The 25,719-nt window shown below is 40.5% G+C and carries 24 protein-coding genes; 14 read left to right on the top strand and 10 right to left on the bottom strand.

Going from position 1 to position 25,719, the window contains the following annotated elements; all coding sequences use genetic code 11:
- The first annotated feature begins 43 nt into the window (after window positions 1–43).
- The 3 genes from SD427_RS09790 (at window position 44) to SD427_RS09780 (ending at window position 3,403) form a co-directional block, all read left to right on the top strand.
- On the top strand, window positions 44–2,260 hold the full coding sequence (locus tag SD427_RS09790) for a TonB-dependent receptor plug domain-containing protein (protein ID WP_320557611.1): 2,217 nt from the start codon (window positions 44–46) through the stop codon (window positions 2,258–2,260).
- A 180-nt stretch (window positions 2,261–2,440) separates the two neighbouring features.
- Window positions 2,441–2,818: an HYC_CC_PP family protein gene (locus tag SD427_RS09785; RefSeq protein ID WP_320557610.1), complete on the top strand. Its 378-nt coding sequence runs from the start codon at window positions 2,441–2,443 to the stop codon at window positions 2,816–2,818.
- A gap of 111 nt (window positions 2,819–2,929) precedes the next feature.
- On the top strand, window positions 2,930–3,403 hold the full coding sequence (locus tag SD427_RS09780; protein WP_320557609.1) for a DUF3347 domain-containing protein: 474 nt from the start codon (window positions 2,930–2,932) through the stop codon (window positions 3,401–3,403).
- A 179-nt stretch (window positions 3,404–3,582) separates the two neighbouring features.
- Here the strand turns inward: SD427_RS09780 and SD427_RS09775 are convergent, their stop codons facing one another.
- The 4 genes from SD427_RS09775 to SD427_RS09760 all read right to left on the bottom strand — a co-directional run bounded on the left by SD427_RS09775 (window position 3,583) and on the right by SD427_RS09760 (window position 7,390).
- Window positions 3,583–4,701, bottom strand: a complete 1,119-nt coding sequence (locus SD427_RS09775) for an FAD-dependent monooxygenase (RefSeq protein WP_320557608.1) — start codon at window positions 4,699–4,701, stop codon at window positions 3,583–3,585.
- Entirely contained in the window at window positions 4,701–5,291 is a 591-nt protein-coding gene (locus SD427_RS09770) for a hypothetical protein (RefSeq protein WP_320557607.1), read from the bottom strand. Before SD427_RS09770 ends, SD427_RS09775 begins: the two co-directional genes overlap by 1 nt.
- A gap of 121 nt (window positions 5,292–5,412) precedes the next feature.
- Window positions 5,413–6,279, bottom strand: a complete 867-nt coding sequence (locus tag SD427_RS09765; RefSeq protein WP_027385416.1) for an RNA polymerase sigma factor RpoD/SigA — start codon at window positions 6,277–6,279, stop codon at window positions 5,413–5,415.
- Between the two features lie 319 nt (window positions 6,280–6,598).
- On the bottom strand, window positions 6,599–7,390 hold the full coding sequence (locus SD427_RS09760; RefSeq protein ID WP_320557606.1) for a S1/P1 nuclease: 792 nt from the start codon (window positions 7,388–7,390) through the stop codon (window positions 6,599–6,601).
- A gap of 287 nt (window positions 7,391–7,677) precedes the next feature.
- On the opposite strand from SD427_RS09760, the gene SD427_RS09755 reads away from it, so the two are divergent.
- The 4 genes from SD427_RS09755 to SD427_RS09740 all read left to right on the top strand — a co-directional run bounded on the left by SD427_RS09755 (window position 7,678) and on the right by SD427_RS09740 (window position 12,071).
- Window positions 7,678–8,619, top strand: coding sequence for a type VI secretion system baseplate subunit TssG (locus SD427_RS09755; protein ID WP_320557605.1), 942 nt, complete (start codon window positions 7,678–7,680; stop codon window positions 8,617–8,619).
- A gap of 54 nt (window positions 8,620–8,673) precedes the next feature.
- Window positions 8,674–9,588, top strand: coding sequence for a TssN family type VI secretion system protein (locus SD427_RS09750; protein ID WP_320557604.1), 915 nt, complete (start codon window positions 8,674–8,676; stop codon window positions 9,586–9,588).
- 11 nt (window positions 9,589–9,599) lie between these two features.
- Window positions 9,600–10,739: a hypothetical protein gene (locus SD427_RS09745; RefSeq protein WP_320557603.1), complete on the top strand. Its 1,140-nt coding sequence runs from the start codon at window positions 9,600–9,602 to the stop codon at window positions 10,737–10,739.
- 153 nt (window positions 10,740–10,892) lie between these two features.
- A complete protein-coding gene (locus SD427_RS09740; RefSeq protein ID WP_320557602.1) occupies window positions 10,893–12,071 on the top strand; it encodes an aminotransferase class V-fold PLP-dependent enzyme in 1,179 nt (392 codons plus the stop codon).
- A gap of 18 nt (window positions 12,072–12,089) precedes the next feature.
- Here the strand turns inward: SD427_RS09740 and SD427_RS09735 are convergent, their stop codons facing one another.
- Window positions 12,090–12,743 carry a metal-dependent transcriptional regulator gene (locus SD427_RS09735; RefSeq protein ID WP_320557601.1) on the bottom strand — a complete coding sequence of 218 codons (654 nt, stop codon included), beginning with the start codon at window positions 12,741–12,743 and terminating at the stop codon, window positions 12,090–12,092.
- Window positions 12,744–12,828: 85 nt separating this feature from the next.
- Here SD427_RS09735 and SD427_RS09730 point away from each other — a divergent pair, with 85 nt between their 5' ends.
- Window positions 12,829–13,869 (top strand): threonine aldolase family protein, encoded by a 1,041-nt coding sequence (locus SD427_RS09730; protein WP_320557600.1) that lies wholly within the window; start codon window positions 12,829–12,831, stop codon window positions 13,867–13,869.
- 184 nt (window positions 13,870–14,053) lie between these two features.
- Here the strand turns inward: SD427_RS09730 and SD427_RS09725 are convergent, their stop codons facing one another.
- Together SD427_RS09725 and SD427_RS09720 are read right to left on the bottom strand one after the other, a co-directional pair.
- On the bottom strand, window positions 14,054–14,566 hold the full coding sequence (locus SD427_RS09725) for a hypothetical protein (protein WP_320557599.1): 513 nt from the start codon (window positions 14,564–14,566) through the stop codon (window positions 14,054–14,056).
- A gap of 754 nt (window positions 14,567–15,320) precedes the next feature.
- Complete coding sequence (locus SD427_RS09720) at window positions 15,321–16,556, bottom strand: PQQ-dependent sugar dehydrogenase (protein ID WP_320557598.1); 1,236 nt, start codon at window positions 16,554–16,556, stop codon at window positions 15,321–15,323.
- 366 nt (window positions 16,557–16,922) lie between these two features.
- Between SD427_RS09720 and SD427_RS09715 the strand changes: the two genes are divergently transcribed.
- Together SD427_RS09715 and SD427_RS09710 are read left to right on the top strand one after the other, a co-directional pair.
- Window positions 16,923–17,525, top strand: a complete 603-nt coding sequence (locus SD427_RS09715) for a hypothetical protein (protein ID WP_320557597.1) — start codon at window positions 16,923–16,925, stop codon at window positions 17,523–17,525.
- A 213-nt stretch (window positions 17,526–17,738) separates the two neighbouring features.
- The gene (locus SD427_RS09710) at window positions 17,739–18,335 is read left to right on the top strand and encodes a ferritin-like domain-containing protein (RefSeq protein WP_320557596.1); all 597 of its coding nucleotides are present in this window, start codon (window positions 17,739–17,741) and stop codon (window positions 18,333–18,335) included.
- 176 nt (window positions 18,336–18,511) lie between these two features.
- On the opposite strand, the gene SD427_RS09705 is transcribed toward SD427_RS09710, so the two are convergent.
- Window positions 18,512–18,967 carry a PA2169 family four-helix-bundle protein gene (locus tag SD427_RS09705; RefSeq protein WP_320557595.1) on the bottom strand — a complete coding sequence of 152 codons (456 nt, stop codon included), beginning with the start codon at window positions 18,965–18,967 and terminating at the stop codon, window positions 18,512–18,514.
- 231 nt (window positions 18,968–19,198) lie between these two features.
- Here SD427_RS09705 and SD427_RS09700 point away from each other — a divergent pair, with 231 nt between their 5' ends.
- Together SD427_RS09700 and SD427_RS09695 are read left to right on the top strand one after the other, a co-directional pair.
- On the top strand, window positions 19,199–19,996 hold the full coding sequence (locus SD427_RS09700; RefSeq protein ID WP_320557594.1) for a Cof-type HAD-IIB family hydrolase: 798 nt from the start codon (window positions 19,199–19,201) through the stop codon (window positions 19,994–19,996).
- Between the two features lie 128 nt (window positions 19,997–20,124).
- Window positions 20,125–20,295 carry a lmo0937 family membrane protein gene (locus tag SD427_RS09695; RefSeq protein ID WP_056216866.1) on the top strand — a complete coding sequence of 57 codons (171 nt, stop codon included), beginning with the start codon at window positions 20,125–20,127 and terminating at the stop codon, window positions 20,293–20,295.
- 181 nt (window positions 20,296–20,476) lie between these two features.
- On the opposite strand, the gene SD427_RS09690 is transcribed toward SD427_RS09695, so the two are convergent.
- A complete protein-coding gene (locus SD427_RS09690; protein ID WP_320557593.1) occupies window positions 20,477–21,043 on the bottom strand; it encodes an OmpH family outer membrane protein in 567 nt (188 codons plus the stop codon).
- Between the two features lie 200 nt (window positions 21,044–21,243).
- Window positions 21,244–22,233, bottom strand: a complete 990-nt coding sequence (locus SD427_RS09685) for an aldo/keto reductase (RefSeq protein WP_320557592.1) — start codon at window positions 22,231–22,233, stop codon at window positions 21,244–21,246.
- Between the two features lie 256 nt (window positions 22,234–22,489).
- Here SD427_RS09685 and SD427_RS09680 point away from each other — a divergent pair, with 256 nt between their 5' ends.
- Together SD427_RS09680 and SD427_RS09675 are read left to right on the top strand one after the other, a co-directional pair.
- A complete protein-coding gene (locus SD427_RS09680) occupies window positions 22,490–23,761 on the top strand; it encodes an NAD(P)/FAD-dependent oxidoreductase (RefSeq protein ID WP_320557591.1) in 1,272 nt (423 codons plus the stop codon).
- Between the two features lie 75 nt (window positions 23,762–23,836).
- Window positions 23,837–25,681: a chloride channel protein gene (locus SD427_RS09675; RefSeq protein ID WP_320557590.1), complete on the top strand. Its 1,845-nt coding sequence runs from the start codon at window positions 23,837–23,839 to the stop codon at window positions 25,679–25,681.
- The last annotated feature ends 38 nt before the right edge of the window (window positions 25,682–25,719 follow it).

Below are 25,719 nucleotides of genomic sequence, written 5' to 3'. Positions count from 1 at the left end.
ATAAATTGTATATATTCACGTTTGAAATTTTAAAACATTTCTTTTGAAAAAACTAGTTTTACCACTGAGCCTTTTGGTTCCTGCCTTATTATTTTCCCAGAACAGAAAAAAGGATACAATGAGAACTTCCTCCATTGAAGAAGTTGTTTTCCAGAAAAAGGTAACAGGAAAAACCACAGACCTCACTACCGTTAAAATTTCAGCGAAAGATGCCCAGAATGTAGCGAGCATTTCCGGAGGTATTGAAGGGATTATCAAAACGCTGCCTTCCGTAAACTCCAATACCGAGCTTTCTTCGCAATATATGGTGCGTGGCGGAAACTATGACGAGAACCTTATTTACATCAATGATATTGAGATCTACAGACCTTTCCTGATCAGGAATTCCCAGCAGGAGGGATTAAGCATCATCAATCCTGATATGGTATCAACCGTAAACTTTTCAGCCGGAGGTTTTGAACCGAGATACGGCGATAAAATGTCTTCAGCCTTAAATATCTACTACCGCGAGCCTGAAAAATTTGAGCTTTCCGGAGAAGGAAGTCTGATCGGCGGAAGGCTTACTGCCGGTTTTGCATCCGGAAAAGACAGTGAAGACAATAAGAAATTTACTGCTTTGTTTTCAGGAAGATACAGGAATACGAACCTTGTCCTCAATACGTTAAAGGAAGATACCGATTTTAATCCTAAATACATGGATTTCCAGACGTATCTCAATTACCACTTCAGCCCGAAATTCAACGTTTCATTCATCGGGTATTATTCCAAGAATGATTATGAAATGATCCCTAAAGAAAGGGAAGTTGATTTCGGAAGCCTCCAGCAGCCGCTTAAGCTTAATGTTGCCTATGGAGGGCGGGAAGATGACAAGTATAAAAATATGATGGGAACGGTTTCGATGAACTATAAGCCGTCTGACAAATGGAGATTTACACTGGATGCCTTTTCCTACCAGAACCGTGAAAGGGAATATTATTCTATCGCATCAGCCTATGTTTTACAGACTTTTGATCCTGTTACGGGCGAGCCTGTTACTTCCTATGATGCAGGCGGGCAGATTGAACATGCAAGAAATGACTTATTCGTAAAAACATACGGTGCCCAGTTCAGGACCCGTTTTTCACCAAATGTCAATACTGATATTGAAGTAGGGTTTAAATATGAAAAAGAGAATCTGAAAGACCTTACCAACGAATGGAAACTGGTAGATTCTGCCGGATACAGCCTTCCGCACGAAGAATTTATTGATCCGCGGAATGCCGGAGACCTGAAGCTGATGTACAATATTGCAGGGAGGAACCACATCCAGCCGACGCGTTTTTCTGCCTATGCCCAGTATTCCCAGAAATTTTTCTGGGGCAGCAATAAAGTATTTGTCAACGCAGGCGCAAGGGTAGCGCACTGGAGTTTTAACAATGAAACCATTTTCTCTCCAAGGGCTCAGTTTGCCGTAAAACCGGAATGGGATACGGACATGCTGTTCAGGCTTTCGGGAGGTGTTTATTACCAGGCTCCTTTCTATAAAGAAATCAAGGATTTAGAAGGCAATTTTAATGCTGATATAAAATCCCAGCGCTCGATCCAGGCCATTCTGGCAAATGACTACGAATTTTATTTTGATGACAGGCCGTTCAAGCTGACGACAGAACTGTATTATAAGAAGATGAACGACCTGATCCCGTATTACATGGATAACGTAAGGATCCGTTACACCGGGAAAAACAATGCTTCAGGGTATGCATACGGGATTGATACCCGCCTGTTCGGGGAATTTGTACCGGGTGTTGATTCCTGGTTATCGGCCAGTTATGCCAGGGTATTCGAAAATATCGACAACAAAGGTGATATCCCGAGGCCGACAGATCAAAGGCTGAGATTCGCCATGTTTTATCAGGATTATATGCCTAAATTCCCATCCATGAGGGTAAACCTGACCTTGGTGTATGCCATGGGACTTCCTACAGGTGCTCCTGTGCTTACCGACCCGTACCAGTATCAAAGGACACTGCCTTCTTATAAAAGGGTAGATATCGGACTTTCAAAAGTATTTATCGACCGGAAGGAAAATGCAAAAACATACGGTTTCTGGGGTAATTTTGAAGAACTGACATTAGGCGTTCAGGTTTTCAATGCATTCAACATCAGAAATACGGTGGCCAACCAATGGATTACTGATGCCAATACAACTTTAATGTATCCGGTTCCTGTACGCCTGACCGGCAGGTTTTTTAATGTAAAACTTGAATTTAAAATTAAATAAAGCAGGCTTTCCATAACAGATTGGGAAATTCATCTTCCACTCATCTGTAAAGCCAGCGGAAAATAAAAGATTAATATGTAAAACCTCCTGAATCCAGGAGGTTTTATATTTTTCTGAATTCTGTACAGGAATCTATAATTTTATAAGACCTATACCACATATATTTTTAACTTTGCCTAAATGAAAAAGATTCTTGCTATATTGTTTTCTGTATTCTACTTTGGATTTTCTTCCGGAGCCGTGTTCAGTGTTCATTATTGCATGGACAAATTTGCTTCTGTCAGTCAGAAAACCGATGATCTTTGTAGCAAATGTGGGGTTAAAACCAAAAAAGACTGTTGCAAAACCGTAATCAAAATCATAAAAACAGATGATTCCCAGAAATCTGATTTTCTTAAAATCGACTTTTTAAAACAGATTCATAAAATCGAGGGTCACGGATTTCTCTTTGCTGACCGGTCTTTTTCAGCTGCAAAATTTACGCAGGTCCGGATCAATGCGCCTCCGGAAAAACAGTCGGTTCCGGTCTTCATCCATCATTGTCATTTCAGAATTTAGAATTGCTCAGCCTTTTGATTTTCTTATCATTACAGACGACATGGCCTGTCGTATTATGCAATAACTTTTAATCTTTTTATTAAAATTCTAATTATTCTAAAATTTAAATCAATGAAAAAATATATCATTACAGCAGTATTTTCTTTATTTTCCGTTATTTCAGTTACGGCACAGTCTAAAAAAGACGTACAGGTTTCCAGACTGTATCAGAATTACATCGCTATAAAATCTGCACTGGCTTCTGATGATGCAGCTAAAACGTCTGAAGCAGCCACAGAATTTATCAGAACCGCTTCTGCCATCGATCATAAAATAATTTCTGAAGGCAATCTTACCACCCTTAAAAAAGAGGCAACCTTGATTTCCGATGCCAAGAATATTGCAGCCCAGAGAGAAACTTTTTTCACTCTTTCCGATCACATGATCGTGCTGACAAAAGAATTTAAGCTGTCGGAAAAGCCGGTTTATATCCAGTACTGTCCGATGGCTGACGGAAGCTGGCTGAGCAATGAAAAGCAGATTGTAAATCCTTACTACGGAAAATCCATGCTTACCTGCGGCAATGTAAAGTCTACGGTTAACTAATTAAATTTCCTTAATAACAAACGGTATCGTTTGAATGCACTTTAATTCAGGCGATACTGTTCCAAAAGGCCGGAATATTATGAAAAGCAGAGTCGTATTTCTGATGCTCTTATTCTGTTTTCCAATAGATAAAAATCTATTTTTATGTTTTTTAAATACACAGAATTTGCGATGCCTGTTTACCGTTCTAATTTTATCACCTGTTCTACCAATCTTTTGTTAATGCTTTCAGGGATGGATTTCATCAGGAAGTTCCTTAAAAAGGTAGCTTTTTCCCATTGTGAAAACTTGCCGATGTGCCAGCTGGTGCTGACGACCTGATTCACTTTTTTCCTTCTTATTTCCTGGAATTCCCTGAAAACGGAATTGAAATCTTTACTGTTTTCCAGAAGTTTACCGATGATATAGGCATCTTCAATGGCCTGGCAGGCACCCTGTCCCATGTTCGGAGTGGTGGCATGGGCCGCATCACCAATCAGGCATAGATTGTCCGCATACCATTTAGGGATGGGGACGAGATCAGTAAGGTCATTTAGAATGGTATTTTCCGGCAGAGTAGCCTCAATCAGCTGTAAAACCAACGGATGGAAGCCTTTGAAATGTTCAGCTGCCGTATGGGAATCTTTATATATGCTGTTATTAACAACCGCATACCAGTATACTTTATTACCTGACATCTGCACAAAACCGAAACGTTTCCCTTTTTCCCACATTTCAAAAGCTTCGTGCTCATATTCTTCAGGCAGGGTGAAATCTGCCCACCCGCGCCAGCATTTTTGTGCTGCATTTCGGATTTTACCTCTTTTTATAATCTGCGTTCTGACTTTTGAATGGATTCCGTCTGCACCAAAAACGACAGTACTTTCAACATGGTTTCCGTTGTTGAAATTAAGTACATACCGTTCCTGCTGTTCAATTGACCGAAGGGAATGCCCTAGTTTTATCCTTTCAAAACCTATGGCTTCTGCCAGGATTTTCTGCAGTTCTGCCCTGTGGATGGCCACGTTGCAGGAGTTGTATTTCTTTTCAAGGGCAAGGACATCGGTTTTGGAAATAAGCCTTAAATTTTCATCCGTTATTGAAATGGCGTGAATTTTATTCCCTGCGTTCTCGATTTTTTCCTTTAATCCCAGTGTATCGAACACCTGCATGGCATTTACAGCCATCATAATCCCGGCTCCGACAGGCCTGATCTCCGGGGCAGATTCATAAACCGTAAAATCAATATCCAGCTGTTTCAGGACATTCCCAAGCGTAAGCCCGCCGATTCCTGCCCCGATAATTGAGATTGAATCCATTATTTTAAATTTTTCAATTCGTTTAAGAATTGGTTTTGCTTACTAATGAAATTTTCTAAACTGTCCGTTTCCAAGGGATGGGTTTCCTGATATTTTTCAATTTCAGGAAGTGTTTTTTTAATTTTATAAATGTCATAAAAAGAATTAAGTTGTATAACATTGAAATTTACCTGAATTTTAAGTGCATTCAGTTTATTGATTTTAACATCGTATTTTTCTGAGCTGTTTTTTAAAAGATTTAAAACTTCTTTCTGTAACGCAGAATCCATGATATTTTTTGCTCGCATATTTGCATCAGCATAATAATTTTCAGATGATCTTATCACGTCATCATACAGATCCTTCATTATTCTACTGTCATTCTGCAATGATAAAAACCTCTTGTGAAAGTCTTTAAGACGTTCATCATCTTTAATTTTTTCCCTATAGATCCCATCGATTATGGCTTTGGATTTGCTCATCCGATTTATAGAAAAGCTTGATTCTGTATTTTCAACAGCCTGTTCTACAGTATCATTATCAGCCTGTTTATTTTCCTGACATGAAATAACGGATAAGAACAGCGTAGATGTAATGAATATCTTTTTCATGGTTTATTTTGAATTGTATTTTAATTTAGTTTCGACAGGTTGAAGATACTGGAAAATTTTTATAAAAAAACGGAGCCTGAAAATCAAGCTCCGCCTATACATTATTCCGTTAAAGTTTTACTTATTTACCTAAATAAGATTTCAAAATCTTGCTTCGGGTATTGTGCTTCAGCCTTTTGATCGCTTTTTCTTTGATCTGGCGGACTCTCTCTCTTGTCAGGTCGAAAGTTTCACCGATTTCTTCCAGCGTCATCGGGTGTTTTCCGTTTAGTCCGAAATACAATCTTACCAGGTCAGCTTCCCTCGGTGTCAGAGTGTTCAATGCCCTTTCAATTTCAATCTGAAGGGATTCAAGCATCAGGTCTTTATCCGGGCTTGGAGATTCTCCGGAGCGCAGTACATCATAAAGGTTAGAATCTTCACCTTCTACCAAAGGTGCATCCATGGACAAATGCCTTCCAGAGTTTTTCATGGATTCCTTGATGTCTTCTTCACTCATGTCAAGAACTTCAGCCAGCTCTTCCGGAGAAGGCGGTCTTTCATTTTCTTGTTCAAGGTGGGCATACGCTTTATTGATCTTATTGATAGAACCGATCTTATTCAACGGCAACCTTACAATTCTGGACTGTTCTGCCAAAGCCTGTAAAATCGACTGACGAATCCACCAAACCGCATAAGAGATAAATTTGAAACCTCTAGTTTCATCATACCTTTTTGCTGCCTTCATCAGTCCTAAATTACCTTCATTAATTAAATCCGGCAAAGAAAGACCCTGATTTTGGTACTGTTTGGATACGGAAACCACGAAACGAAGGTTGGCTTTGATCAGTTTTTCCAATGCTGCTCTGTCCCCGGCACGGATCCTCTGTGCCAAATCTACCTCTTCGTCCGCAGTAATCAGTTCCACTTTACCAATTTCCTGCAAATACTTGTCTAATGAAGCAGTTTCCCTGTTGGTTACCTGCTTAGTGATTTTTAATTGTCTCATCTATTTTATCCTCAAAAAGAGTTTCTATTATATTATACGTCTGAAGAAACAAAAAGGTTACACCGGTTACAATAATTTACATTTATTTAAATTGAAATCAGAAAATTAGTCGTAAATTATGCCTCTGTTTTCGTAACCCGGAATTACCTTCCATTAATTCTTAAAGGTTTGAAAAAATCGTACCGGGAATTCCTTTTAACCGATTTCAGCTTAAAGCTTCAACAGATCTTCTCCGTTTTAGTTTAATTATATTGACAAAGAAAAAAGCAGAACCGAGGTTCCGCTTATGGTATAATATATTAATGATAAAAATTAATTATCAATACAGGTCATTTAGCAATTTCGCCAGTCTCAGGCCTCCGTACAGAAGCTGCCTTTCCATGGTTTCATTAAATCTGTACTGGTAATCGTAAGCCAGTTTTGAATCATTTGGAGTCTGTGCATAGATCCTGTTCGCAATTTTATGGGAATCAAACAGCCAGTCTTCCAGTGTCCCTTTCTGGATCTGTTTTACTTCGTCACCAGATTTTATATCCAGCAGTTTAGCATATTCGGTATAACTGTATTTTTGCGAGTCCACCAGTTTACCGTCCCAAACCGAGTGTAAATTGGTCTTTTCCCCGAAGTATGTAACATTGATTTTATTCCCGCCTAAATCTTCAGCCCTTCCTACATGCATCGGCTGGGAAAGGTCTCCCATAATATGGATAAGGAAAATCAGGGCGATTTTCCTGTCTTTTTCAGACGTTTTCACATCTTTGATCTGGCTGGACAGGGTATTCACCTGCGTATATAAACTCGGGCCGGCCTGTGCTTTCAGCTTTTCTTCAAAAATTTTAAAATCAGTCTGCGGATCGATGTTCACATAATGCCATGCTGAAGCCTGTTTCCATGCCCCTGTAGTATCAGATTTAATAAAATCCGGCCAGTTGGCCCAATATGCCAGACGTTCCTGTCCCATGATTTTTTTGATTTCCCTTCTTGCCTTTCCGGAAAGATGGTTCTCTGCGATTTCCGCGATAATTCTGTGTCCGGTAAGACCCCATGCATAAGAATACAGGGAAGATGCCACAAAAGCCAGCACCAGAATTTTAGAATACATACTTTTCATTGTAAATAACATTTTCAGGCTGCAAAGATACAGTTAATTTCAGGTTGGTAAATAAAGGCAGGGATGCGATTTATAAATTTAACGAATTATTAAACTTCTTCCTGGACCGTATTTGCTGCTGTTAATCTTATGATTAGCCATATGAAAAGAAATTTTGAGTATTTCTGCAGGATAATATTATTTTTAATGGTAATTAATTTGTATTTTTAAAATGGAAATTAAGAGTAAAACATTTTTCAGGTTGCCGGAATCTGTTATTTTTACAAGCCAAAATCACCGCAAGCACTATGTATGAGAATAATATTGTAGACATGCATTACAATAAGCTGCAGACAGACTTCAAGGCTGAAGCTGTTGCCGTTAACCTTTTAAAATACCACAGAGCCGTAAGCAATATTTTTATTGACCGGATCGGAATCAATGACCGGGCCTATTTAAAAGATATCAAAAGTATTTCGAGCAGTTACCTGGGTTTTGACGAGGAAGTCTTTACGATAGACACATACCGGGAAGGAATTTATGATTATCTCCCGGAAGGAATTTTCCACCCGCCGTCACTGGGAGCTTCAAGAAAGAATGTAGAAACCGTTGTCCGCGAGATCAGGAAGCAGAAAAGGGTAGAAGAGGATGCCCGGAAATTTTTCAAGCCTTTTGAGTTGGAAATATTCTTTACTGAAATCAGCGCCCTGATTAAGGAATCTGATTTTGATATCTCAAGCGATACGGATGCCTTGCTGAATACCGTTAGTGAGCTGTGGCCTCTGATCAAGATGATGGATAAGCAGAATGCTTATATTTTCATTTATATCCTGCCTTTTTTCCATCAGATACGGGGGGATAAAAAATGGTTTGAACGGTGCATGAGCGCTTTCCTGCAAATTCCGGTAAATGTCACGTTCTCACCGAATGTCATAGAACGGGTGGAAGAGCATGACGACTCTATGCTGCTGGGAAATTCCAGGCTGGGTGTCACTTACATCCCGAGCGGAAGCCATATGGACGGACAGAGAAACTGGGTGGTGAATATCGGCCCGATTCCTTACGGGGAAATGAAAAAATACATTAAGGGAAATGTATTCCGGAAAGTGCTGCAGGCTATGTATGATTATTTTCTGCCCGTAAATGTGGAAGTGGAAGAAAATTTCATCACCGAAAAGCAGGAATATTCTTTTGCCCTTGATAATGACGAAAGAAATGCAAGCCGGCTCGGTTACTCTACATTCCTGTAAAAATTTTAACTATATTTACATTCACCAATAAAAAAATATTAACCCGAAAGAAACATGGAAATTTCTTCAGTAAAAGGAATCTTTTTAAGGTATATTCTAATGCCTTTATTTGCGGTAATCATGATGGTTATTTTAAGTGCCATCAGGAGAAGTCAGCCCGCTATCAAGATCAGGACCATTATTATTTACGTTCTGCTCTGCAGTTTGTGCCTTGCCATTCCGGGGATTTCCGGCTTTACAGGAAATCTTTTCAACCCTTACTGGTACCTGATCGCACAGATTGTCTATCTTATTCTTGGGATTATCCATGTCAATTTATCAGACAGGTATTTTAAGAAGCATTTTACATCACTTACCAAAAGTATCCTGTTTGAATCTGTTCTTACGATTACGTGCATCGGTTTCGGAGGCTACCTATTTTACCTGATTTTCAATCTGATGAGTAACAGTACTGGATATCCGGTCATGGCCGCAACCAGTATTTTTATCTTTGCGGTCCCTCTGGTTTTCCATTACTGCTATATCCAGTTAATCAGTATCCCTGTGGATATTTACAAGACCTGGAGGTATTCTCCGGAACAGAGGCTGCCCGATTTTGAAGGTGCTGATTTTGACCGTCTGATGGTACTGAACGTAGAATTGAGTAAAAACCTGGAAGACGCAAACCGGTTCAGGATCAAAGCCAAGACTTTACCCACAGGGATAACGTTCGGGGACTGGTTTTACCGTGTTGTGGATGATTACAACCATAAAAACCCGAATTCCATTATCCATCTTTCAGATCAGGTCAGAGAGCCTTATTACTGGATCTTTTATACCAAGAAATCATTTTTCAGCTTCAGGAAATATATAGATTTCGATCAGGATATTACCCAGAACAGCATTTCAGAAAATGATGTGGTTATCTGCAAGAGGGTAATCCAGCATGAAGAGGAAGGAATAAAAAGACCGCAATCAACCACTGTTTAAAAATATTGAATATGATACAGCCTATCAAGCATTTTGCCATCAATTGGGTTGACGGGATGAAAGTTTCCCAGAGACATCTTAATGACCAGGATAATTTTTTAATTGATACCATCAGAGATTCCAGTTCGTTGGGAATCAACATGTATAATTACGGACTTTTACCGATTTCAAAGGAATTTACGGACAGAACTATTTTTGATGTCCATAATACAGCCACCAATGATGTCCAGCTCGTAATCAAACACTGCAGTGCCGTTACCATGGCCGGATACAGGATAGAACTGAATGATCGGAGGGTAAGTGTAAAATCACTGGCCAAATCCATGGAAGAAGAGCAGGCAGACGGTGAATATTATATTTTAATTTCTGTAAATCCTTTTAACAAGGTGCCGTTCGGAGATATTGATCCGGAGGAGCTTCCGCCGCGACATCCTAATACGCAGCCTCACCACCATATGGAGCTGCTTCCCGTAACTTCCCTGAACAGCAGCTATTCCGGAGGGAATTACCTGATTATCGGAAAGGTGGATTTCAAAGGGAATATCGCCCAGGTAGATACCAATTTTATCCCGCCGTGCACCTCGGTGCAGAGCCACCCGGCATTGCTGGATTATTACAACAGCTTTGCAAAATCAGTAGGAAACCTGCAGCAGTATGCTTTTAAGATTATCCAGAAGGCGTCACATAAAAACCAGAATACCGCACTGGCTCAGAATGTTAAGCTCCTGTGCAATACCATGGTTACCATATTCGGAGACATGTATTTCCAGTTCAGGAACATCACGCCTTACCAGCCGCCGGTATTTTTAATTGAATCTTTTGCGAAACTGGCACTCCGTTTATACAATGCCACCCAGGTACTGGTGCCGGCAGAGCTTGAAGAAATGCTGAACTACAGTCTTGAATGGAGCGAAATTGCCCCTCACACGCTGCTGAATCAGCTTTCCGTAGTGGCAGAAACAAATTATGACCACCACAACTGCGGGGAGCCGTTGCTTTACATCCAGCAGATGTTAAGGAGCCTTGAAATTATTTTCGCCAAACTGAGCGAACTGGATTACATCGGCCAGAGAAAAGAAAACATCATTGTTAACGAGCAGGAAGTTTCTTCAAACAACAGTCCGAAAAGGGGCTGGAGCGTGTTGGATTAATTCAAAAGCCACTCTAAAATATAAATCCCGTTACCGTAATTTCGGGATTTTTTGTGCAAGATAGTCTGGCTTAAAATTTAATTCTGCTATTACGTAGTAGTAATCATAAAAACAGATTCTTTCTCTGTCAGCGTAATTTAAATATCGATAAAAATGAACATTAATAAGATAAGACAAGATACCAGAGGATTAACGGACGGTAAAATATTCCTGAACAATGCAGGTTCCTCTTTAATGCCAAATGTGGTAACGGATGCAATGACGGACTACCTCCACCAGGAAGAACAGTGCGGAGGATATGAAGTGGCGAACAGAAATTCAGCATTACTGGATCAGTTTTATACAGAAACCGCTGCACTGATCAACTGCAGGCCTCCCAATATTGCTTTTGCAACGAGTGCGACGGAAGCCTTTACAAAAGCATTGTCGAGCATTCTGTTTAAAGAAGGAGATGTTATTATTACAACCATTGACGATTATATTTCCAATCAGATTACTTTTATTTCGCTGCAAAAAAAATTAAAGGTCAACATCATCAGAATGAAGAACCTGCCTGATCATGAGCTGGACCTGGAAGATTTTGAAGATTTAATTAAAAAATATGATCCTAAATTGGTGGCAGTTACCCATATTCCCACAAATTCAGGGCTGATCCAGAATATAGAAGCAGTCGGAAAGATCTGCCGGCAGTATGATGTGTTGTATCTGGTGGATGCCTGCCAATCGGTAGGTCAGATGGTAGTAGACGTTGAAAAAACAGGCTGTGATTTTCTAACGGCCACAGGACGGAAATTTATGCGAGGGCCACGGGGAAGCGGATTCCTGTATGTTTCGGACAGGGTTTTAGAACGGGGATATGCACCGCTGCTGCTGAATATGAGAGGGGCTGACTGGATAGCATATGATGATTATGAACTGTTTCCGACGGCCAAAAGATTCGAGCATTGGGAAGTTTCCTATGCTTCACTGCTTGGTTTTACGAAAGCTGTACAGTATGCCAACAGCATCGGTTTACAGAATATTGAAGACTACAATACCATATTATCCGGGAAAATAAGACAAAATCTTTACAGCGCAGGCTTTAAAGTCTGGGATTGGGGAACCCGCCTGAGCAGCATCATTACGTTTTCCGGGCCTGATGGTGATCTCGAGCATATCCAGAAAGTATTGAAAGCAAACAACATCTTCTTTTCCGTAACGTATAAAAATTCCGCTTTGATTGATTTTACCAATAAAAATATCAACGGGATCGTCAGGTTATCGCCGCATTATTTCAATACGCCGGAAGAAATTGAACGGGTTTCTGAAATTCTCAAAAACAGTTTATTGTAATAAGCCGGATCAGGAGATTTATTTTTTAACCAGTATTTTATCGGTTGCTTTCCGGCTCAGGATTTCCTGCTTTCCGTCTACTTCAACGGTCATGGACTTGTCAAAACTTTCCAGCTTGACAATTTTGATTTTTTTATTCAGGAATACGCTACGTTCTGTAAGGTAATTAAGAAAAGAATCGTCAGAAAGCGTAACCGAAGTAAAGACAACCGTTTCGCCAGGCTTACAGGAGCTTAATTTCTGCAGATCCTGCGCAATAATGTTTCCGTCCTTATCTGGGATGGGTTCGCCGTGCGGGTCAAATTTAGGATAATCAAGAATTTCATCCATCTTATCAAAAAAAACAGTGGAGTGGACGTGTTCAAGCTGCTCGGCAATTTCATGCACATTTTCCCAGCCGAAATTCATTTTTTTAACCAGGAACATTTCGGTAAGCCTGTGTTTCCTTACCACCAGGGCTGCTTCGCGCCTGCCTTTCTCGGTAACAATCAGAGGTTTATAGGTTTCATAGATGACCCAGTTCTTTTCCGCGAACTTTTTCATCATATTATTGACGCTCGGCATTTTTACTGATAAAAATTTGCTGAGTTCATTAATCGTGACCTTGCCTTCCTGGTCAACCACGTGAAACAAAGCCTTCAGATAGTTTTCTTCCGTAAGTGTTGCTTTCAAATGTTAGATGTTTTTAATGACAAATCTAACAAAATATTATGAATTATAGATGCTTGTTTATTTTACTTTTTTTTAATTTTACAGTATGAAATTTTCATTCAAAAACGATTACTCCGAAGGCTGCCACCCTCAGATTTTACAGGCGCTTTCAGATCACAATCTCAATCAGCAGGCAGGTTACGGAGAAGATGAGTATTCTCTACAGGCTAAAGAATTAATTAAGAAAAGAATCAATAATCGGGATTCTGACATCTATTTCGTTTCCGGCGGCACCCAGGCTAATTTAATTGTTATTTCTTCTGTGTTGAAACCTTACCAGTGTGTAGTTTCCGCCTCCACAGGACATATCCTGAATAATGAAACGGGAGCGATTGAAGCCACAGGCCATAAAATCCTGAGCATTGAAAAAGAAGACGGAAAACTGGCGCCGGAAGACATTCTTGCTGTTCTTGAAAGCCACAGGAATGTACCGCACCAGGTAATGCCAAAACTGGTTTACATCTCCAATTCTACAGAGCTGGGAACCATTTATACTTTACATGAACTGGAAAAACTTTCTGCATTCTGCAAGGAAAATAAACTGTACCTGTTTATGGACGGGGCAAGGCTGGGGCATGGGCTGACCGCTGAAACCAGTGATCTTACCCTGGAAAAAGTGGCTGAGCTGACAGACATTTTTTATCTTGGAGGTACTAAAAACGGGGCTCTGCTGGGAGAAGCAATCGTGATTAACAACCGGGATCTGCAAGAGGATTTTGCTTTCAACATCAAACAGAAAGGTGCATTGCTGGCAAAGGGAAGGGTACTGGGCATCCAGTTTCTGGAACTGATAAAAAATGACCTTTATTTTGACCTCGCGAAACATGCCAATCAGCAGGCCATGAAAATTAAAAAAGCAATGGGGGAAAGGGGAGTACAGTTCCTGTCAGATACCTACACCAACCAGATTTTCCCGATATTAAGCAACGGTTTAATTGAGAAGCTTTCCCAGAAGTTTGATTTCTATGTATGGAAGAAAACCGATGCTGATTTTTCGGCGATCCGGCTTATTACTTCTTGGAACACCGGTGATGAAGAGGTGAGCGGTTTCATAGAAATGATACAAAGTGAAATCCCGGAAGCATAAAAACAGCCGGCAGGGCTGTTTTTTGCAGGGCTTAAATCCCGCATAATTGTTATCACAATGCATTGTTACTAATAAAGAGAGATAATGCAAATAATCATGCTTATAAAGCTTATTTTTGAAATTTAGACTATTAAATATTTGATAATCAGGAAGTAAAGTAGGGGAGTCAAAAATTTTTTTGAGGTTATTTTTTATTATTCAGTGCTTCTGTAACGAGACTGCAATCAGCCGGCTTGAGTTGTTGCCCTGTTTTATAGCTTATTTTGCTTTCGCTTGCATATTTCATCTGCCCGTTGTCATCTTTCTGTTCACCTATCCCTTCCGTTAAGATGTTATCTTTCTGAATAAAATAGATATCCCTTCTGCTGGTGGCGCCCTCAGACTGGAATTCGTAGGTAAGTTTTAATGTGTCTCCTGATTTGAAGCCTGTTACGTTGCCTATAGAACTGTCCTTTTCATTGTTTTTGTACCGTATCTTCCCGGTTATTGTTCCCAGGTTATCATCAATGCTGGCAAAAACAGTATCCTTTCCTGTTACGCCCATGTAGCACGAAGATTTTGCACCCAGCGTATCAACGCTTTTCTCTACAATAGCTGCAGTATCTGCAGATGCCGGTTCAGGCACCGGTGCTTCTGCTTTCTTATTACAGTTCAGCAGTAAAATCGCAAACGAGCTTAATAAAATCACTTTTTTCATATCCTTAGTTGTTTATGTTCAATTATATTCGATCCTGCTAAAATAACAATAGTATTCCTATAAGAGGATAAGTTTACTGTAAATTTAAATAAGACCAGATTGATTATTCTATTCTATTTAACATAATATTATCGGAAATATTTCATCTAAATCTTCAGGTAGCTCCAGCCTAAAAGCTTTACAGAAGATTTTCCAATATATGAAACCTGCAATATTGTTCTTAGATTAAAAGTTCAATGCCATTTCTGAAGCCTAACCAATAACATTATTTTCAGGCTTGGCAATCGTAACGGAAACTCAGCCGTTTTAAGTTTTCAGGCAATACAGCCGGAGAAAATATATTCGTCTGTATATTTAGGGTAATTTGTAACGTCAGGCTCACCATTAATAATTTCTATTTTTTTATTTACAGCTGATGTTTATTTAGAAATGATTATAACACTTTCTGTTGGAGCAAATTTATTAATAAGCCATAACTATTTAGAATCAGGCTTGTGGCAATTATAAATAGATATGGCTTATTAAAAACGTTTATATGGATATTTTGTCTTTGGTGTATTATAATGAGCAATAAGGATATTAAACACCAACATATCCATATTATTGTAAATTATAAAAAATCCTATAATTTATATTATGTTAAATTGCATATACTTTAGAAATTCAGAATTGATTCTGTTGCCTGTATAACTATCTTATTTTCAGGCTAAAAAAGGCTCATCCTAAGATAAGCCTTTTTAGATACTGTTGCCAATTACTGTTTTGAGATCCTGAACAGTTTGCCTTCGTCCGTTACCGCATACAGCGCACTGTCTGTACCCTGTGTAATGTCCCTGAAACGCTGGTTCTGGTCTGCCAGTAATCTTTCTTCACCTGTCACTGTATTATTATTGATGACCAGCCTTACAATATGCTTACCGCTTAATGCAGCCACAAAAAGGTTATTCTGCCATTCCGGAATGTTGTTTCCTTTATAGAATGTAATTCCGCTTGGGGAAATCACAGGATCCCAGTAATACACAGGCTGCTGCATCCCTGACTGCTGTTGAATGCCGTTTCCGATCACTGCACCGCTGTATTCAATTCCGTACGTTATGGTTGGCCATCCGTAATTGGCACCTCCCTGAACCCGGTTGATTTCATCTCCGCCCCTTGGTCCGTGCTCGCTCTCCCATAATTCTCCCGTAACCGGGTGAATGGCAAGGCCCTGCGGATTTCTGTGTCCCATACTGTATAATTCAGGCAAAGCTCCTGACTGGGTAAATGTCGGGTTTCCGGAAGCCGGCTGACCGCTTGTGGTAATGCGCACCACTTTACCCAATGCTGCGGTAACTGACTGCGCTAACGGTCTGGTAGATAAATCTGAGCGCTCGCCCGTACTGATCATCAGGTTTCCGGTATTGTCAAATAAAATCCGGCCTCCGTAATGTAAACCTCCTACATTGGCGGCAGGACTTGCCCTGTAAATAACACTGACATTTTCAACAGTTGTTTCCGATGCTGATAATTTTCCTTTGGCAACAGAAGTCTGATTTCCTCCGGCTACATTCTCAGAAAATACCCAGTAAATCATACGGTTGGAAGAAAACTGAGGATCTACGCATACGCCAAGTAAACCACCCTGCCCTGTTGTATTAACAGCAGGAAGACCTGTAATAGGGCTGCTTAGTGTTCCGGTAGCGGTTGCAATACGCATGGTTCCACCCTTTTCCGTAATCAGCAGCCTTCCGTCAGGCAGACCGGTAATTCCCCAGGGTGAAGATAATGCAGAGGATAATACGGTACTTTTATAAGGTGTTGCTGTCTTTACACCGTTCACCCTTGTCTGTCCGGCAAATGCAGGTGCATAATTGGTATTGGCCTGATTGGTTTCCACAGATGGAAGCCCTGTTCCTGTTTCCGGATCCGAAGGATTTTCATTAATGGTTTCTGAACAGCTGGCTAACATCATGGATGAAGCAATCATCAGATGAGAAAGTTTAATTTTCATATATTAAAATATTTTGTGATGTGGTATGTAATTGATGGATTTCGTGCAAATTTCCTGCCGTATTCACTTTTATTTTATATATCAGCAGGTCTTTATGCTGTTTTCAGATGATTTTAAGAACCATACGGTTAAAAATGAATAGCATACCTGAATTATAATTATCCAAAACACATTAATATAACTATAATTAAAAAATGACCCTTTACAGCCAGACTATCTTTGACAATATAGATCAACAATTTGCCTTTAGGTAAATTGAAGATAATAATGGGATTGTATGCTGTATATACCTTTAATGTGATCCTGCTCATAACAATTCCGCCCGGTAGATGCTAACTTTGTTCCCACACCTACATAAACAAGCGTATGAAACCGAAACAGGTCCCGGGAGTTTCTTTACAGAAAAGCGGAGGATTTCACGACAGTGAAAGTATAAAAGAATGCAGTGCTTCAGAAATCGATGAAAAGTTCGAGGTACTGAAAAAACGCTTTTTTTCTATCAATAAATGGAAAAGTTACAACAAGAACGCTTCTGCCGAATTCAAACATTTTGATCTCTCCGGCCAGGCTGTCAGCCGCATTCCCCAAAAGGGCGATTTTATAAGGATTGCTATTCCGGGCCCCGGCACCAGTGAAGCCAATGGCTACGACTGGGTGGAGATTACAGACCTGTTACACAATACCATTGGTCCGGAATCCTATCTGATGGTCTGCAGGCCTTCTAAGCAACCCGGCAAGCTGAAGAGCCATATTGTGCATTTTTACAGCGGCGCATCCACATCAAACATCAGGATTTCCAAGGAAGGTAACATTCTGAAAGTCGGGGTTTACGGCCGTAACGAAAAACCTAATCTCGATGCTTCCCTTACGGATAAGATCAGGAATCTCTTAATTGCTTTCGGAGGCATATTCGGGTTTTCAAAAATACAGTGGAAAACGATTGCTGAAGGATTTGTGGATTTTGAATAACAGCACAGCTTAAGATGCTGTGCATACCCTTATTTGTTGTTTTTAAACTCCATTTTTGCTTTCTTTTTAAGGGGCTGACCTTTGTGGGAAGTCTCTTTTTGGTAACAGTTATATTATATGAAACTTTTAGTACCACATATTGGCATTGCGTTTAAAGATGGTCTTATAGTTGCAACTTAGCTGTTTAACCAACAACCACATAATATAATTACTATGGAAGCTAAGACACCTGCTAAAAAAACAACCGCCGCATCCGGTAAATCCAAAACAACTGCTGCCAAAACCCCAGTAAAGGCATCAGCAAAGACCCCGGCTAAAAAAGGAGCTGCCAAAGAACTTAAAGACCTCTTTGAAGATTCGTTGAAAGATATTTACTGGGCAGAAAAAGCATTGGTGAAAGCATTGCCTGTCATGATGAAAAATGCTACCGACAAAAAGCTTAAAAGTGCCATCGAAAACCATATTTCTGAAACAGAAACCCAGATTGAAAGGCTCAAAGAATGTTTTAAAGCCTTAGGTGAAAAGGCACAGGCAAAAAAATGTGATGCCATGCAGGGACTGCTTGATGAAGGGAAAAGCATCATGGAAGAAACTGAACCGGGAACGGTAAGAGATGCAGGAATTATTGCAGCAGCGCAAAAGATAGAGCATTATGAAATTGCTACTTACGGGACACTGGCTGCTTTTGCAAAAGTTTTAGGAGAAGAAGAATGCCTTAAGCATCTTTTAAAAACTCTGAAAGAAGAAAAAAAATGTGATGAGCTTCTGACAAAGGTGGCAGATACCAACCTTAACAGCAAAGCCAAATAAAATATTTTCATTTGTTTACGTTATTTTATTGAAGGTTGTCTTACAGATTTGTAGGGCAACTTTTTTATTTCATAAAACAGAAATGCATCTGGGTTCAGGCATAATAAAAGCCGCCCCTGAAAAGGACGGCCGTATATTTTATCGGTTTAAAGCCTGTCTGAACTTAAATCGATTGTTTAATCTTTATATTCGGTCATTCTTTTGAACTGGTGATAAGAATCTTTGATGTGCTTCAGATGTTCGGAAACGATATCAAGGCTTTCCCCGGAAAGTTTTCCGCTGTCTATTGCACTCTGATATGCATCAGAAGCTGCCTTTTCACCGAAAACAACATTTTGTATAGTAGATTCTTCCGTATTGCCGATGGTAAATGAATTCTTGATATCAATCCATGTTCTGTGCAGTGCGCCTGCTGCCGTTGTTGTATCATCCGGGGTTCCGCCGTCATCCTGAATAAGGTTGATCAGCTCATTCTTCATGATTGTTCCCAGGGAATTCATACGTGCGTATTCTGCTTTTACATCAGGATAATTCTCCCATACTTTGCCTTCCACTCTGGAAAACCCTTCATTCCTGTCATTGATAATGTGCAGCAGGTCATTTAATACAGATACTTCTTCTTTATTTTTCATAATAGATATTTTGGTGTACCGATGACTGTACAAGAATTATACCTTAGCTCTGTACCGTAATGATATTGATGAATTTCATTACTTTTCATACTCGCCTCTTCAATTGAAGATAATAGCTGTTGTGATACCGTTCAGTTTTATTTTAAGATTAATTTAAAACAGGTGTCCGCAGTTTAATAAAACATTGTCCGTACTTTTGGTGTAACGCAAATCAAATTATAAAATTCAATAATGAATATAAGTCATGACCTTAAGATAAAAGCCGTATTTTTTGATGTCGACGGCACGCTGATCAGTTTTAAAACCAATACAATTCCCGAATCAGCACAGCATGCCATCAGGCAGCTCCGTGAAAAAGGCATCAAAGTAATTGTGGCCACCGGGCGGTCCATTAATTCGCTTGACCCTATCAAATCCATTACTTTTGACGGCTTTATTACCTTTAACGGAGGATACTGTGTGACGGCTGAAGGAGAAATAATGTTCAGAAAAGCGATCAGTAAGGAAGATATCAACAGTCTGATCAGATATGCACGGAAATATCCTTTAAGCTATTCCCTGATGTATGAAGACAAAGTTGAGATTAGTGATGCCACTCCTGAACTCGTCGGGATGTATTCGCATATTGACCTTCCGGTACCGCCGGTCCACGATAAAAACCATATTGATACGGAAAATGTACTGCAGGCCAATATTTTCCTGGGGCCGGAAAATGAGCAGGGCTTTATGGAAAGTATAATGCCGGATTCTGTAAGCTCAAGATGGACTCCTCTCTTTGCAGATGTTAATCCGGGCGGTATTACCAAACAGAACGGTATTGAGCACTTCTGCAGGCATTTTGGGATTGATATGTCGGAAACCATGTCCTTTGGAGACGGAGGAAATGATATCACGATGCTGAAATGCACTAAAATAGGTGTCGCGATGGGAAATGCAAATGACCACGTAAAGGAAATTGCCGATTATGTTACGGAAGATGTAGACCACCACGGCATTGAAAAAGCTTTGATGCATTTCGGAGTGCTCTGATAATCAGGTTATTTTTATTACATAAATAAAGGTGCAATTACCCATGTGGTATCTGTTTTATGAGATTTTAAGAAAAAGGGCACAATATGTGTATAATACCAATCAAACAACATTAAAATTATTTAGTCATGAGAAGTATATTATGGTTAGTCGCAGTTATTTGTATTGTAGTATGGCTTTTGGGAATGCTTAACATTGTTCCCGGAATAGGCACAGGAAACTTAGTTCACATATTGCTGGTTATCGCAATTATTGTCGTTCTTTATAATCTTATATCAGGCCGTAGACCCCTTGATTGATTAGATCAGCGTAAAACGTAAAAAATTAAAAGCCGGAAACAGGAAGATACATATCTTTTGTTTCCGGCCTTTTATTTTAGGTTTATTGTAAGCAGGCGTAGCACTAATCCGGTTACAGTTTAAGAGTTTAAAAACCTGTCTTTTCTTTTATGCAGCTATCTTACATAATGATAATGCAGAATTATTTACCAGCCGGTTTCGCAGCGGTTGCACCCAGCTTTGATTTTACTGCCGGAGTGATATCTTCACCGCCATCCGTATAAGCCAATCCGCTGTTTCCCTGTGAAGAAGCTACATCAAACACATAAGCCAGTCCTTTTTCTTTGGCTACTGCAGAAATCATCCCGCTTACCTTTTTCTGAATCGGCATAAAAAGTTCAGACTGCCTTTTGGAAACATCCTGCGCCGCTTTGGTACGGGCAGCTTCAATATCTTTTCCTAACGCCTGCAATTCGGTCTGGGCAGCGGTTAGTTCTTTGATGACACTTTCTTTATTGGCTTCACTGATTGTTTTTTCCTTATCCTGGGCTGCCTTCAGCTTAGTCTGATAAGAGGAGATCAGCTTTTCAATCTCAGTCTGCTTGGTTTTTGTGAAAGTATCCAGAGAAGCTTCTGCGGTCTTTGCTTCCGGAAGATTGGAGAAAATATCGTCAGAATTAACGTGGCCGATTTTCTGCTGTGCGTTCACAAGGTTTGAAGTTAGAAATAAACCGGCTGCCAGACTGCACGTCATAATTAATTTTTTCATGTTTTTTTGATTGACTGTTATTTTAAATATCAAGATTTTTCAAGGCACAAATATAACAAATATAACTATATAGGTAGTGATATTGCATGAAGAAGACACAAAATAAGATCGAAGTCTCTACTGAAGCGATATTACAGACATCATTATCCAATAAAAAACCTCCTATATACTTAGGAGGTTGTATGTGATTAAGATCAGATTCAGCCGGGCACCTGTGCCTTTTCATAGATCAAGCCCTCGGATTTAAGTTCTTTCCAGAAATCCGGAGGAATATTTTTATTCAGGGCACTTACATTGCTTTCCACCTGCTCCGGTCTGCTTGCTCCCGGAATGATAGAGGAAAACTCATCGGCTGCAAGTACGAACTGCAGGGCAGCATCAACAATACCGACCTCATATCTTTCTGCAATCTTACTTATTTTTTCACGTTTCTCCGTCATTCCTTTCGGAATTACGTCTTTGTAGTTGTATCTCGGCCTCCCGTTAATAAACCCTGAATTATAACCGGCTCCGGAAACCAGTTGGATCCTGGCTTTTTTTACGGCCGGAAGCAGCCGGTCAACTGCATCTTCATGCTCCAGGATAGAATACTGGGTTGCGGAAAGGCATATGTCAGGATCCGCTGAATCCAGGCAGTCTAAAATAGGTTCAATCGTGTTTACACCCATTCCCCAGGCTTTGATCACACCCTGATCCCGTAAGTCTGAGAGTATTTTAAATGCACCTTCCCTGGCCTGCTTTAAAAAATACGGGTAACGGTCACCTACCTGGTCTTCGGATAAATCGTGAACATAAACAATATCAATATGGCCCAGCCGGGTTCTTTCCAGGCTTTCCTCAATAGATCTTTTTATCGCATCGGCTGTATAATTATGTTTGAAATCAAAAGATAAAGGGTCCTGCCACATGGTAGGCGGTACTTCATCTTCGGATACTTCGGTAAACAGCCTTCCCACTTTTGTTGAAAAAACAAATTCATCCCGGTTCTGTCCATGAAGGAAATTTCCGAATCTCCTTTCACTTTTAGTCAGTCCGTACCATGGCGACGTATCATAGTATCTGATCCCCAGATCCCAGGATTTTTGCAAAACTTCATCAGATTCTCCGTCTGTGAGGGCCTCAAAAGCCGTTCCAATGGCTACTCCACCCAATCCGAGCCTGTGTTTTTCCGTTAAAATGTCTGTTTTCATATTCTGCTGTTTAAGATTTTGGTTCTATACAAAGTACAAACATCGTGCAGTTAAAACAATCTTCAGCATAAGGCTGTTATAAACTGCAGTGAAATTCATCTGATCCAGCCATATATCTCTGTTATGAAAACCGGATGGTATTATAATTTTATTTTTAAATAAGCCCATTCCAGACGTTATGCAGTAAATCTACCACATCAAAGGCTTTGGCGTTATTCTTGAAGCCATACCAGTACACCTTTCAATAATATAATACATGAAAAAGCACATCGTTATCGTAGGCGGAGGATTTGCAGGGATCAACCTTATCAAATCTCTGGTTAATGACAACCGGTTCCGCATTACTTTAGTTGACAAAAATAACTACCATTTCTTCCCCCCGCTTATCTATCAGGTAGCCACTTCGTTTATCGAGGCATCCAATATCAGTTATCCGTTCCGGAAAATGATTTCAAATTATAAAAATGTCGGTTTTCATATGGGAAGTCTTGTGAAAGTTGATCATGACAGCAATACCTTGGAAACCGATGCCGGAGTACTTAAATACGATTACCTGGTACTGGCGCTGGGAACGGAAACCAATTTCTTCGGGATGGAGAATGTACAGCGGTGTGCCCTTTCTATGAAAACTATTGATGAGGCATTGTACCTCAGAAACCATATGCTGCTTACGCTTGAAGAAGCGGCTCGCAATAAAAATATAAGAGAAGCACAGAAACTGCAGAATATCGTCATTGCCGGCGGCGGGCCTACCGGCGTGGAACTGGCGGGTATGATTGCCGAAATGGGAACATACATTGCTGAAAAGGAATACCCTGAAATCAAGCTCGGGCTTTCCAATATTTATCTGATCGATGCCCTCCCGACACTTCTTTCCCCCATGAGCAAAATGGCACAGGAAGCTGCTTATGAAAGGCTTAAAAAACTGGGCGTGAAAATCCTCCTGAATGTTGCCGTAAAAGATTATGTCGATAAAAAAGTGATCCTTGCCGACGGAAAAACCATTGAAACGGAAACCCTGATCTGGACTTCCGGTGTCATAGGCAGAGAAGTACCCGGGATTCCGCAGGAAAGCGTGGGAAAAGGCAGGAGATTGCTGGTAGATGCTTATAACAAAGTACAAGGAACTGCTAATATCTTCGCCTTGGGTGATATTGCCCTGCAGCTTACCGAAGAAGAATACCCGAAGGGCCATCCGCAGCTGGCGCAGGTAGCCATTCAGCAATCGGTCAATTTAGCTGAAAATTTCAGGAGGATTGAAAATGAAAAGGAACTGAAACCTTTTACTTATAACAATAAAGGAAGCATGGCCATCATTTCAAAGTTCGATGCGGTGGTAGACCTCCGGAAGTTTTCTTATAAAGGGTTTATAGCATGGCTTACATGGCTTTTCATCCATATTATCCCGCTGGTTACATTCAGGAGCAAAGTGCGCCTTGCATTTAACTGGCTGAGGCTTTTTATCACGAATAATCCGTCCATCCGTTTAATTTTAAGGCCTAAAAGAGAAACAGGCGAGCAAAGGTAAATTTTATTATTTATGATATATTTCATAAATTTACGGAACTGCGGCAATTCGGTTACAGTTTAAATCTTCAGACAGGTGAATATTCATCACAAAAAAAAGTTTCTCAGTTTTTTAAAGTTTAAAAGGGATTTCCGGAAATACGGACTTGAAAAGGCCCGCAGCTATGAACTGATTCTCCACTGGCTCAACAACAGGCTCAGCAGGAACCAGTTCCTGGTGCTTTCCGGGATTCTTGTGGGCTGTACGGCGGGTCTGGCCGGCGTACTGCTGAAGACGCTGGTGCATAACATCCACCATTTTATAACGACAAAGGTTCATTTTGAATACCAGATTTTATTTTATATTATTTTCCCTTTTTTAGGGATTGTACTTACGGTAATGATCGTTATGACGATATTCAAAGGCCAGGACCGGAAAGGAATCGGAGCGATTCTGTATGAAATTGCGCAAAATTCCAGTGTCGTATCTTCTGTTAAAATGTATTCCCAAATTGTGCAGAGCGCGGTTACCGTTGGTCTCGGAGGTTCTGCAGGCCTTGAAAGCCCCATAGCCGTTACGGGAGCAGCCATCGGCTCAAATTATGCCCGCACTTACCGTTTAAGCTACAAAGAACGTACTCTATTATTGGCCGCAGGCGCTACGGCAGGAATTGCATCTGCCTTCAATGCACCGATTGCAGGGATTATGTTTGCTTTTGAAATCCTGCTTACAGGAGTGGTCTTTACCGATTTTATCCCGTTGGTGGTAGCAGCGGTCTGCGGAAGCTTATTATCCAGGATCCTGCTTCAGGAAGATGTGCTCTTCCGGTTTTATACGCGGGAGGCTTTCAATTACAGGAACCTTCCTTACTACTTTGCCTTAGGGATTGTAACAGGCATGTACGCCCGGTATTTTGTCATTATTTCTAAAAGAGTGGAACACTTTATCAGCGGGCTGAAGATGTCGCCGCTGAGAAAAGCCATGTTCGGTGGCGCAGTCCTTTCCATGCTCTGTGTGCTGTTCCCGCCTTTATTCGGTGAGGGGTATGACACGGTGAAGGCTTTTACCAACGGGAATACGCATACCATTATAGAGAACAGTTTTTTCAGGTATTTTGAAATCAGGAATTTCACGATTATCATTTTCCTGGTCCTGGTTCTTTTGCTGAAAGCATTTGCAACGTCGTTCACCATTTTCAGCGGGGGAAACGGAGGGAATTTTGCGCCTTCCCTTTTTGCGGGCGGAACAGTAGGCTATTTGTTTGCAATTATCTGCCAGCAGCTCGGCTTTGAGGAAGTTCCTGTTACCAACCTGGTACTGGTAGGGATGGCCGGAGCCATGAGCGGCGTGATGTATGCACCGTTAACCGCCATTTTCCTGATTGCGGAATCAAGCTTCGGGTATGATCTTTTTATTCCGTTGATGATTGTGGCCATCATATCATACCTGATTGCAAAATGGTTCTCCCCGATTTCCCCGGAGCTTAAATCTCTGGCAGACCAGGGGAAAATCTTTACAGATAAGCATGACAATAACCTGCTGTTTTCACTGAAGACAGAAGATTTTATTGACCGTTATTCGCAGGTAATCCATGAGAATGCTCCGATTACGGACCTGTTTGAGCTGGTAAAAAACGGTACCAAAAACATTTTTGCCGTGGTGGATGATGGTAAGATCCTTCGGGGTATTCTCACCCTGGACGATATCCGCCCGTACCTGTTCAGCAGTGAAGAAATCTCAGCCACGATTATACAGATTATGAAAGCCCCTCCGGCGGTGGTTCATCCTGAAAATAAGCCGTTGGAAATTCTTCAGATGTTTGATGATACCGGAGTCTGGAATTTACCGGTTGTGAATGACCGCAATGTATTTATCGGGTTTATTTCTAAGTCTACCATTCTCACGAGCTACCGCCAGCTGTTAAAAGAATATTCCGATTAACATTCTAAATCGATCAACATAAAAAACCGTTCAAAGTT

It is taken from the genome of Chryseobacterium sp. JJR-5R, assembly GCF_034047335.1.
Taxonomy (GTDB): Bacteria; Bacteroidota; Bacteroidia; order Flavobacteriales; family Weeksellaceae; genus Chryseobacterium.
Note: the sequence above shows the minus strand (reverse complement) of the source record. Positions and strands in the feature narration are given on the sequence as shown.

Coding starts and splice junctions, on each gene's coding strand:
- SD427_RS09760 (WP_320557606.1), bottom strand. CDS start 7,390: ATGAAAAGTATGTATTCTAAAATTCTGGTGCTGGCTTTTGTGGCATCT.
- SD427_RS09710 (WP_320557596.1), top strand. CDS start 17,739: ATGGAAGCTAAGACACCTGCTAAAAAAACAACCGCCGCATCCGGTAAA.
- SD427_RS09750 (WP_320557604.1), top strand. CDS start 8,674: ATGGAAATTTCTTCAGTAAAAGGAATCTTTTTAAGGTATATTCTAATG.
- SD427_RS09705 (WP_320557595.1), bottom strand. CDS start 18,967: ATGAAAAATAAAGAAGAAGTATCTGTATTAAATGACCTGCTGCACATT.
- SD427_RS09770 (WP_320557607.1), bottom strand. CDS start 5,291: ATGAAAAAGATATTCATTACATCTACGCTGTTCTTATCCGTTATTTCA.
- SD427_RS09785 (WP_320557610.1), top strand. CDS start 2,441: ATGAAAAAGATTCTTGCTATATTGTTTTCTGTATTCTACTTTGGATTT.
- SD427_RS09715 (WP_320557597.1), top strand. CDS start 16,923: ATGAAACCGAAACAGGTCCCGGGAGTTTCTTTACAGAAAAGCGGAGGA.
- SD427_RS09720 (WP_320557598.1), bottom strand. CDS start 16,556: ATGAAAATTAAACTTTCTCATCTGATGATTGCTTCATCCATGATGTTA.
- SD427_RS09690 (WP_320557593.1), bottom strand. CDS start 21,043: ATGAAAAAATTAATTATGACGTGCAGTCTGGCAGCCGGTTTATTTCTA.
- SD427_RS09755 (WP_320557605.1), top strand. CDS start 7,678: ATGTATGAGAATAATATTGTAGACATGCATTACAATAAGCTGCAGACA.
- SD427_RS09700 (WP_320557594.1), top strand. CDS start 19,199: ATGAATATAAGTCATGACCTTAAGATAAAAGCCGTATTTTTTGATGTC.
- SD427_RS09730 (WP_320557600.1), top strand. CDS start 12,829: ATGAAATTTTCATTCAAAAACGATTACTCCGAAGGCTGCCACCCTCAG.
- SD427_RS09780 (WP_320557609.1), top strand. CDS start 2,930: ATGAAAAAATATATCATTACAGCAGTATTTTCTTTATTTTCCGTTATT.
- SD427_RS09765 (WP_027385416.1), bottom strand. CDS start 6,279: ATGAGACAATTAAAAATCACTAAGCAGGTAACCAACAGGGAAACTGCT.
- SD427_RS09725 (WP_320557599.1), bottom strand. CDS start 14,566: ATGAAAAAAGTGATTTTATTAAGCTCGTTTGCGATTTTACTGCTGAAC.
- SD427_RS09685 (WP_320557592.1), bottom strand. CDS start 22,233: ATGAAAACAGACATTTTAACGGAAAAACACAGGCTCGGATTGGGTGGA.
- SD427_RS09775 (WP_320557608.1), bottom strand. CDS start 4,701: ATGGATTCAATCTCAATTATCGGGGCAGGAATCGGCGGGCTTACGCTT.
- SD427_RS09680 (WP_320557591.1), top strand. CDS start 22,490: ATGAAAAAGCACATCGTTATCGTAGGCGGAGGATTTGCAGGGATCAAC.
- SD427_RS09695 (WP_056216866.1), top strand. CDS start 20,125: ATGAGAAGTATATTATGGTTAGTCGCAGTTATTTGTATTGTAGTATGG.
- SD427_RS09740 (WP_320557602.1), top strand. CDS start 10,893: ATGAACATTAATAAGATAAGACAAGATACCAGAGGATTAACGGACGGT.
- SD427_RS09745 (WP_320557603.1), top strand. CDS start 9,600: ATGATACAGCCTATCAAGCATTTTGCCATCAATTGGGTTGACGGGATG.